Consider the following 9,242-nt stretch of genomic DNA (forward strand, 5'->3'; position numbering starts at 1 on the left):
GAAGGCTTCTTCGACAATTCGCATCTGTATCGTGATCAGATGCGCTCGTTGTTGACCGAGAACTTCGCGATTATCGGCGAGTGAAAATGCCGAAAATCTCGCATTCGCCGAGTATACGTCGAACTCCCGGTGATCCGATGGCTTTCCGGTCACGGTAGTCCAGCCCCCGGCGACGAGGGTCTGGGCTGGACCTATCGGGGCGAATCCGAGATGGCGGCCTTCGCGCGCCCGCTGCAGGATCCGCTGGTCGAGACCTTGCTGGTCGAGGCCATCATCAGGATCAACGAGCAGGTCAACACGCGCGCCCAAGCGCTGCTTGCCGTCAATGCTTTACGCCGGACGATGAGCAAGCCGGACCGCCTCGCCGCCAACCGCGACACACTGGACTTGCTGCGCGACGGCGCGCGGGTGGAGCTTGTGCCGGGGCCGGACGCGACCACTGTCCATTTCATCGCCTTCGAGCCGGGGCGCCAACACCTCAACGACTTCACTGCGACCAATCAGTATCGGGTGCAGGGGGTCAAGCAGTGCCGCGACGACACGGTTCTCTTGGTCAACGACATCCTGGACCGCGTCCTGTCGTTGGTCGGCAAGCCGGTGACCGCGCAGGATCGCACCGGCTTGGTCTGGCACACGCAGGGCTCAGGGAAGAGCCTGACCATGGTCTTTGCGGCCTACAAGCTGACGCGCAGCGCGACACTGGACAACCCGACCGTGCTGATCGTGGTGGACCGGCGTGATCTGAAGACCCAGATCGCCGACGACTTCGACGCCTGCGACTTCCCCGGCGTGCGCAAGGCCATGGGTGTCGAGGACTTGAAGGGCATCCTGCGCAATCCGAGCGGAAAGCCGCAGCGCGGCACCTTCGTGACAACCCTGCAGTCGTTTCAAAGGATGGCGGACCTGCGGCCGCTCGACGACGACAACATCATCACCCTGGTGGACGAGTGCCACCGTTCGCAAAAAGGCACGACGGCAGAGAGTCACGCGATGACCATGCGCGTGAAACTGCCCAACGCCTTCAGATTCGGCTTGACCGGCACGCCGATCGACCGCGCCATGCTCAATACCCATCGCGATTTCGGGCCGGTGATCGGCGGGGAGCAGGAGCGCTATCTCAGCTACTACGGGATCAAGCGCGCGATCAAGGACGGGGCCACGCTGGAGGTGCATTACATCCGCGACAAGGTGCCCTTTGTCCTCGACGAGAAGGCCCTGAACGTCGGGTTCGAGCAGATGTGCGCCGAGATGGAAGTCGACGACGAAGAGGCCAAGGATCTGATCCAGCGACAACGTTCGCAGTGGAAAGAGCTCGCACGCCATCCCGACCGGGTGGAGATCGTCGTCGGCAAGATGCTGAAGCACTTCCTTGCTTATCCCGACCCGAGCGGCTTCAAAGCCCAATTGGTGGGCGTGGATCGCCTCGCATGCGCGCGCTTCAAGGATGCGCTGGACGCCAAGCTCAAGGAGCGCCGGCTACCCGTTGCCTGGTCCGACGTGATCATCTCCGAGGGTCAGAACGACGACGCCGACCTCTCGCGATTTCACTACGGAAAACAGAAGCAGGACGACCTGATCGATTATTTCAAGCTCACCCCGAGCCAATGGGAGGAGTGGAACAGGGAGCGCTACGGCGAGCTCCGGGAGACGTGGCGCCCGCCGCTCAAGATCCTGATCGTCTGCGACCGCCTGCTGACCGGTTTCGACGCCCCGATCGAGCAGGTGATGTATCTCGACAAACCTTTGCGTGACCACAACCTGCTCCAAGCGGTCGCCCGGACGAACCGCCCGCTCCCGGCGATGAGCAAGCGCACCGGGGTCGTGGTGGATTACTTCGGCGTCTTCACCGATTTGGCCAAGGCGCTCAACTTCGACGAGAACGTCCGCGAGGAGGCATTGATCGACTGGCAGGCGCTGAAGGCAACGGTGCCGGGCGAGGTTGCGCGCTGCATGGAGAGCTTCAAAGGGATCCGGATCGCCGATACGCGCGAATGCCTGCTGGCCGCGCTGCGGTCAATCAAGGATCCGGATGCCGCCAAGGTTTTCGAGCACAATTTCAAGAGTCTCGAACGTCTGTGGGAGGCCGTATCTCCCGACCCCTGTCTCTACGCTCATCGAGACACTTACCGATGGCTCTGCAGCATTTACGTCGCCTATCGGCGCCGCCTTCGTAGCGAAGCCTCGCGCGGGACCTTCGGCGAGCTCTCGGCGAAGACCCGTGAGTTGATCGAGCAGAACACCGCTTTCATGGATGTGGCCCTGGCGTTGCCGGTGTTCAAAATCGATAAGGACTATGTCGCCAAGCTCGATGAACTCCCGAGCGCCGCGGATAAGGCCGCGGCACTGGAGGCGATCCTGACGGCGGAGCTTGCCGAGGAAGACAGTTCCGGATTCACCTATCGGCAGTTGGGCGAGCGACTGGCACGCTTGAAGGCCAAGAAGGATGCGCTCGACAAGGCGGCGGAGGAGCGCCTGAAGGACTTGCAGGACATTGCCGATGAAGCCGTCAAACGTGTCGAAGAACCCGAGATGCTCTTCCTCACGCGACCCGGAGAATATGCCTTGTTCTCGATCCTGCGTGCGTTTTCCGCCAGTCAGGACACGGCGTATCTGGCTGATTGCGCGCGCGAGATGGTCGCACACTTGCGAGACAACCAATTGCTGGTGCCCGGTTGGAGTCGCTCCAAAGGCGGACGGATGCGGGTGGAGCAATCGCTTCTGGCTGAATCCTGGAATCCGAGCTATGCGGCGCTGGGCTTCGACCCGGACGACGCCGACCCGCCGTTCCTCATGCCCGCCGTCAACGAGCTGGTAAGCACGGATGCCTCCGGCTGAACGGCTTGTCTCCGGCAGGGTGCAGCGCCTTGATCTCGGCGGTCGGGAGGTGGCTTGCCGGCTGGTTCACTCGAAAAATGCCAAGAAACTGAGAATCAGGGTTCGCGGTCCGACCGAGTTGGAGTTGGTGATCCCTGAAGGCCGCGACGAGGCCGAGGGACTGGCCTTTCTTGCCGAGAACCTTGCCTGGATAAAGGTCGAGGTGGAGCGTGCGAAGAGCCGGCTCGCCCTGCGCCAGACGGAGACGGGCGCAGGCGGGACGGTGTTGCTCAGGGGTGAGACGGTGCCTGTCCGGGTGAGTCGGATCCCGTCCTGGCGGGGACCGAACCGGGTCGCGCTCAGGGACGGCGCGATTCAGATCACGACCGGCCCGCGAGCGCGCACGTCGGTCGTACAGTCGCTGGAGAACTGGCTGCGGCGGCTGGCCCGTGAGCGGATCGCACACCATATCTCGCTCATCGGCCCGCGCCTGCAACGCGCTCCGGGCAAGGTCTTTGTAATGGACCAACGCACGAAATGGGGCAATTGCTCGGCGCTCGGGAATCTGTCTTTCAATTGGCGCCTGGTGATGGCGCCGGATGATGTCCTGCGTTACATCGTGACCCATGAGCTGGTCCATCTGGCCATTCCGGATCATTCGACGCGGTTTTGGCTGACCGTGCGGAGTCACTGTCCAGGCTCGGAACGCGCCCGACAATGGCTGGCGGCCAACGGACACCGCCTCACTGTCGATCTGGCCGATCGGCTCGCCGGGGAGAATGCGACCGACACGCCATGAGGATCGATTCCGTGACCAGAGGACTGCCAAAAACGGAGTCATTCTCGGGGTTACCTTTGCGCTGAACCGGTGCGTCCCGACAGATGTGGGCGGGAGATGTGCCTGCGGCCAATCCAGTTCGAAGACTGTCAGTCCCCGGACGCCCCCTCGGCGCATGCTGCGCCGATAGCGACCAGATACTTCAAGGTCGCTTCGGTTGCCGGCGCCAGGTCCACGGCGGCCTGACCCGTGGCGATCAGATAGCCGTCATCGCGCTTGCGGACCCAACCGGCACGCTGGAGCGCCTGCACCTTTCGGCGCACGGTCTCGCGCGGGATCCCGCTGTAGTCCGCGATCGACTGCAGGTTGATCGGGGCGAGCTCGGTCTGATCCCGGTCGCGCGCCATGAACTCGTCGTACGACAGGCCGTCGATGCGTCCCCACGCCAGGGTCCGCGTGCCGATCACCGCCAGCACCAGCATGCTGTCGAGGTCGCCGCCGAAGGTTTGGCGCAGGGTGACCAAGAGGTCGCAGAAGTGTGCCGTATGGATCGGCCAGATGCGGCCGAAGTGCCGGGTGAGGTCTTCGTAGTCGAATGTCATCAGGGCGCTCCAGAGGGCTTGGCCGCGGGGCAACCGCGGAGCAGACGGCGAGGCCGCCTGCATCCGCCCAGTTTGAGCGGTCACTGGATTGCCGACAAGCCGCTGCTCGGACAGACTCGGCGGCTGCCGCGGACGTTCAACCCCCAGGCGTTCCCGACGGCGATCGCGCAATACAAGCCACAGATCCAACGGCCGGATCCACCACCAAGATCCAACACCGGGAGCGAGCCCCATGTCCATCCATCACCAAAAAGCGGGCGCTTGGGGACTCCTAGGCCTGTCCCTCTTGCTCGCCGGGTGTGAGGAGCAATTACCTCCCTCCGCGGCAGTCGAGACGTCCCGTCCGGCGCAGATTCTGGAGATCGTACCCGCCGGACTCGACTCCGGTCTGCGCTTCCCCGGTCGGGTGCGCGCCGTTCAGCGGGCGGAGCTCGCATTCAATGTCCCGGGGCAGATCATCGAGCTTCCGGTCTCGGAAGGCGAGGTCGTGGCGCCCGCTGACGTGATCGCGCGCCTCGACCCCGAGAGCTTCGAGACGCAGCTCGCCGCCGCGCAGGCCGAGCTCGACAAGGCCACCGCCGACTACGAGCGGGTGCGGGAGCTCTGGGATCGAAACAAGGCGGTTCCCCGGGCGGAGGTCGATCAGAAGCGCACGGCCATGGAGGTCTCCCGCTCGGCGTTCGCCGCGGCGCGCAAGGACCTCGACGACACCCGGCTGACCGCCCCCTTTGGTGGGACCATCGCTCGCCGGCTGGTGGAAAACTACCAAAACGTCCAGGCCAAGGAGGCCGTCGTGAGCCTCCAGAGCACCGACGAGCTGGAGATCGTCATCCATGTCCCGGAGCGGGTCGTCCGCGGAGAGCCGAAGCGGGTCGCGGGCTTCGCCCGTTTCCCCGATCAGCCCGAGCGCCGCTTCCCGGTCACGCTCAAGTCCTTCTCGACCGAAGCCGATCCGCAGACCCAGACCTACGAGGCCGTGCTCGGCGTGACGCGTTCGGCGGACGCGCCGCTGTTGCCCGGGATGGCGCTAGAGGTGCTCCCCGCGGACGCGCCGGTCGGCGAGGGTCCGGCCAGCGTGCGCGTCCCCCTGCGTGCGGTGGTCGCCGGGGTCGACGGCGCGCCGTCTGTCTGGGTGGTGGACCCGGAGTCTTCGCGGGTGAGCCGTCGGCCGATCGAGACGGGCGCGATTCAGGGTGAGGACATCGTCGTGCTCGCCGGGCTTTCGCCCGGCGAGCGGATCGTCACGGCGGGCGTCAACCATCTGCGCGACGGCATGCTGGTCCACGCGCTTTAGGGTCCGGAGGACGCCATGAACATCGCGGCTTACACCCTGCGCAAGCGCACCATCGCCTGGTTGGCTTGCCTGGTGCTGCTGGTCGGCGGCTACATCGCCTACCAGCAGCTCGGGCGCTTCGAGGATCCGGAGTTCGTGATCCGCCAGGCGGTCATCGTCACCCCCTATTCGGGTGCGCTCCCCGCCCAGGTCGCCGAGGAGGTCACCGACGCCATCGAGGGCGCGGTTCAGCAGCTCCAAGAGGTCAAGGAGGTCACGTCCGTCTCCACCCTCGGCCAGTCGCGGGTCTCGGTGGAGATCGACCTGCGCTTCGCCCGCACCAAAGACGACCTCGAGCAGGTCTGGGACAAGCTGCGGCGCAAGGTCGCGGATGCCCAGCGCCTGCTGCCGCCGGGGGCCGGCCCCTCGGTGGTGAACGACGACTTCGGCGACGTCTACGCCCTCTTCTTCGCGGTCACCGGCGACGGCTACCGCCTGGAGCAGATTCGCGACTATGTCGAGGACCTGGAGCGCGAGCTGGTGCTGGTGCCGGGCGTGGCCCGGGTGGCGACACTCGGGGCGCCCCAGGACGCGATCTTCGTCGAGATCGCCGCGGCGAAGGCGGCTCAGCTCGGCGTCTCCCTGGAGCAGATTCATCAGGTCCTGCGCGAGCGGAACCTGCTCGCCGCGGCAGGCGATCTGCGGGTCGGACCCCAACGCGTCGCGGTCAGCCCCACGGGGCAGATCGACTCGGTCGAGGCGATCGGCAACATCGTCCTCGCCTCTTCCGGCGGCGATCGGGTCATTTCCTTGAAGGATGTCGCGACGATTACCCGCGGGATGCTTGAGCCGCCGCGCGCCCTGGTGCGTTACGACGGGGAGCCCGCCATCGGACTCGGGGTCTCCAATCTCTCCGGCGGCAACGTGGTCGCCATGGGCGACGCGGTGCGCGCCCGCCTGGCGGAGCTCGAGTCGCAGCGCCCGGTGGGCATGGAGCTGAACATCGTCTCCTACCAGTCCGACGCTGTGCGCACGGCGGTGGACGGCTTTGTCGCCAACCTGGTCGCAGCGGTGGTGATCGTGGTCTTGGTGCTGGTGCTCTTCATGGGGCTGCGCAGCGGCCTCATCGTCGGCGCCATCCTGCTGCTCACCGTGGCCGGCACGCTGATCGCGATGCATCTGGATGGAATCGCCATGCAGCGCATCTCGCTCGGCGCGCTGATCATCGCGCTGGGGATGCTGGTGGACAACGCCATCGTCGTCACCGACGGGATCCTGGTGCGGCTGCAGAAGGGCGAGGAGCGCACCCGGGCCGCCGTCGAGGTGGTGCAAGCGACCCAGTGGCCCCTGCTCGGCGGCACCGCGGTGGGCATCCTCGCCTTCAGCGCCATCGGCCTGTCCCCCACCGACATGGGCGAGTATGCCGGGTCGCTGTTCTGGGTGATCCTCTACTCGATGCTGTTGAGCTGGCTGCTCGCGGTGACCCTGACGCCGCTGTTCTGCGTCAGCTTCCTCAAGGTCAAGCCGGCGGAGGGAGCGGGCATCGGCGCCGGCTCTGGCCCCGTGCTCGGGCGCTACCGTCGCCTGTTGCAGGTGCTGCTGCGCCGGCGGCTCGGCACCGGCATCGGGCTGCTGGCCCTGCTCCTGGCTGCGGTACTCGGTTTCGGCGCCGTGCCGCCCGGTTTCATGCCCGAGTCGGCGCGGCCGCAGTTCGTCGTCGACCTCTACTTGTCCCAGGGCACGGACATCGAGGTGACCGCCGCGGAGCTTGCGGAAGTCGAGGCCCACGTCCGCGGGAAACCCGGGGTGACCCATGCCACCAGCTTCGTCGGTCAGGGCGGCTTGCGTTTCATGCTCACCTACGTCCCGGAGGATCCCAACAGCGCCTACGGCCAACTGCTGGTCGACGTGGAGGACGCCGCTCTGATCGCCCCGCTGATCGTCGAGCTGCAGACGGAGCTCGAGGCGCGCCATCCCGATGCCGCTATCAAGGTCTGGAAATTCATGCTGGGGCGCGGCGGCGGCAAGAAGATCGAGGCCGCCTTCCGCGGTCCCGATCCCGAGGTGCTGCGCGACCTTGCCGAGCAGGCCAAGGCGGTCATGGCGAACGACCCCGACGCCGTGGCGATCCAGGACGACTGGCGGGAGAAGGTGCCGGTGCTCCGCCCCGCGGTCGACCCAGTTGCCGCGCAGCGCGCGGGCGTCGATGCGACCCAGATCAGCGCGGCGCTGAACCGCGCCTTCACCGGGGCGCAGGTCGGCGTCTACCGCGAGGGCGACACCCTGGTCCCCATCGTCTCGCGTGCCCCCTTGGCGGAACGGGCCACCGCGGACCAGCTCGACAATGTCCAGGTCTACAGCCCGACCGCCCAGCGCTACCTCCCCGTGGGGCAACTCGTGACCGGGGTGGACGTGGCGTGGGAGGATGCCGTGATCCGCCGGGTGAACCGATTCCCGACGATCAAGGCCCAAGCCGACCCGCCGCCCGGCGAGCTGTCCGGCCCCTTGCTCGAGCGGCTGCGGCCAGAGGTCGAGGCGATCGCCCTGCCGCCCGGCTATGCGCTGGAGTGGGAGGGCGAGTACAAAGCCTCGCGGGAGGCGAACGAGGGGCTGGCCCTCTCGGCGCCCTACGGCTTCGCGGCCATGGTGCTCGCGGTGGTGGTAATGTTCAACGCCGTCCGCCAGCCATTGGTGATCTGGCTGACGGTCCCGCTTGCGATCATCGGGGTCACCATCGGTCTGCTGCTCTTCCGCGTGCCGTTCGAGTTCATGGCGATCCTAGGCTTCCTCAGCCTGATCGGCATGCTGGTGAAGAACTCGATCGTCCTCGTCGACCAAGCGGACGCCGAGCGGCGCGACGGCAAAGCCGGTCTGGACGCCGTCCTCGACGCTGCGGTGAGCCGTGCCCGACCGGTCTTCCTCGGCGCCTTGACCACTATCCTCGGCGTGGCGCCGCTGCTCCTCGACCCCTTCTTCAAGAGCATGGCCGTGACCATCATGTTCGGGCTCGCCTTCGCCACCGCTCTCACTCTTGTCGTGGTGCCGCTGCTGTACGCGGTGCTCTTTCGGATTCAGGCGTCCGGCAGGGCGTAGTCCGCCAAACGCGTGGGCTGGACCGCACCGTCCGCGAAATGTGTCTCCGCACGTTCGGATCGTTCCGTGCATATTCGATTGACCGGAAGCAACGTCGGCGTCACGTCCGGCCAATCGGATGTACCGTTGGGATGTCGATTCGCGGAAATCGCCTTAAGATCCGCCGGTGGCTTCCGCATGCAGCGACCTCGACTCGTGGCGGGAGATCAAACCGATACCTGATTAGTAAGGAGATTCAGCTAAGCGCCGAATCCACGATTGAGCAGAGGGCCTCAAGTATCAAGCAATCAAAACTCTCGAGGACGAGCCTGGCTAGCCTCGTTGCGGCAGTTCGTGTCGAGCGCCAACGGCGCGACCGATGTCAGCCCGGGGCAGCGCCCCGGATTCCAATCAACCAAGACCTTCAGCCCTGAAAGGGCGGTTTAAAGATGCTGCCGGGGCTGAGCATTTTGCTGAGCGTTTTGCACCGTTCGGCCGTTTCCCGAAACGCGCGCCAAAGATCGACACATCAAAGCGTTGGGCCGCCCCTTCAGGGCTTCGCATGGGGGTCGTGTTCCCGGGGCGTTGCCCCGGGCTCGCGTGGTGAGCCCCGTTGGGGCAGCCGGATACCAGCGGGTTCGATGCATGGTCATGGCAGGCTCCGTCCGATGGTGGATCAGGGAGCATTCTGCGCCGATCGGTG

General features: G+C 65.9%; 5 protein-coding genes. 4 read left to right on the plus strand and 1 reads right to left on the minus strand.

Translation table 11 applies throughout. From position 1 onward, the window contains the following. Nucleotides 1-129 precede the first annotated feature (129 nt). Both VLR48_RS09880 and VLR48_RS09885 read left to right on the plus strand, forming a co-directional pair. A complete protein-coding gene (locus VLR48_RS09880; protein ID WP_325291623.1) occupies nt 130-2,835 on the plus strand; it encodes an HsdR family type I site-specific deoxyribonuclease in 2,706 nt (901 codons plus the stop codon). After that, nucleotides 2,822-3,613 carry a SprT family zinc-dependent metalloprotease gene (locus VLR48_RS09885; protein WP_325291624.1) on the plus strand — a complete coding sequence of 264 codons (792 nt, stop codon included), beginning with the start codon at nt 2,822-2,824 and terminating at the stop codon, nt 3,611-3,613. Before VLR48_RS09880 ends, VLR48_RS09885 begins: the two co-directional genes overlap by 14 nt. A 128-nt stretch (nt 3,614-3,741) precedes the next feature. Here VLR48_RS09885 and VLR48_RS09890 read toward each other — a convergent pair whose 3' ends face one another. Then, nucleotides 3,742-4,194, minus strand: a complete 453-nt coding sequence (locus VLR48_RS09890) for a helix-turn-helix domain-containing protein (RefSeq protein WP_325291625.1) — start codon at nt 4,192-4,194, stop codon at nt 3,742-3,744. A 232-nt stretch (nt 4,195-4,426) separates the two neighbouring features. On the opposite strand from VLR48_RS09890, the gene VLR48_RS09895 reads away from it, so the two are divergent. Together VLR48_RS09895 and VLR48_RS09900 are read left to right on the plus strand one after the other, a co-directional pair. Continuing rightward, nucleotides 4,427-5,488 (plus strand): efflux RND transporter periplasmic adaptor subunit, encoded by a 1,062-nt coding sequence (locus VLR48_RS09895; RefSeq protein ID WP_325291626.1) that lies wholly within the window; start codon nt 4,427-4,429, stop codon nt 5,486-5,488. 15 nt (nt 5,489-5,503) lie between these two features. Beyond that, nucleotides 5,504-8,560 (plus strand): efflux RND transporter permease subunit, encoded by a 3,057-nt coding sequence (locus tag VLR48_RS09900; protein WP_325291627.1) that lies wholly within the window; start codon nt 5,504-5,506, stop codon nt 8,558-8,560. The last annotated feature ends 682 nt before the right edge of the window (nt 8,561-9,242 follow it).

Source organism: Thiocapsa sp. (assembly GCF_035467215.1).
Lineage (GTDB): Bacteria > Pseudomonadota > Gammaproteobacteria > Chromatiales > Chromatiaceae > Thiocapsa.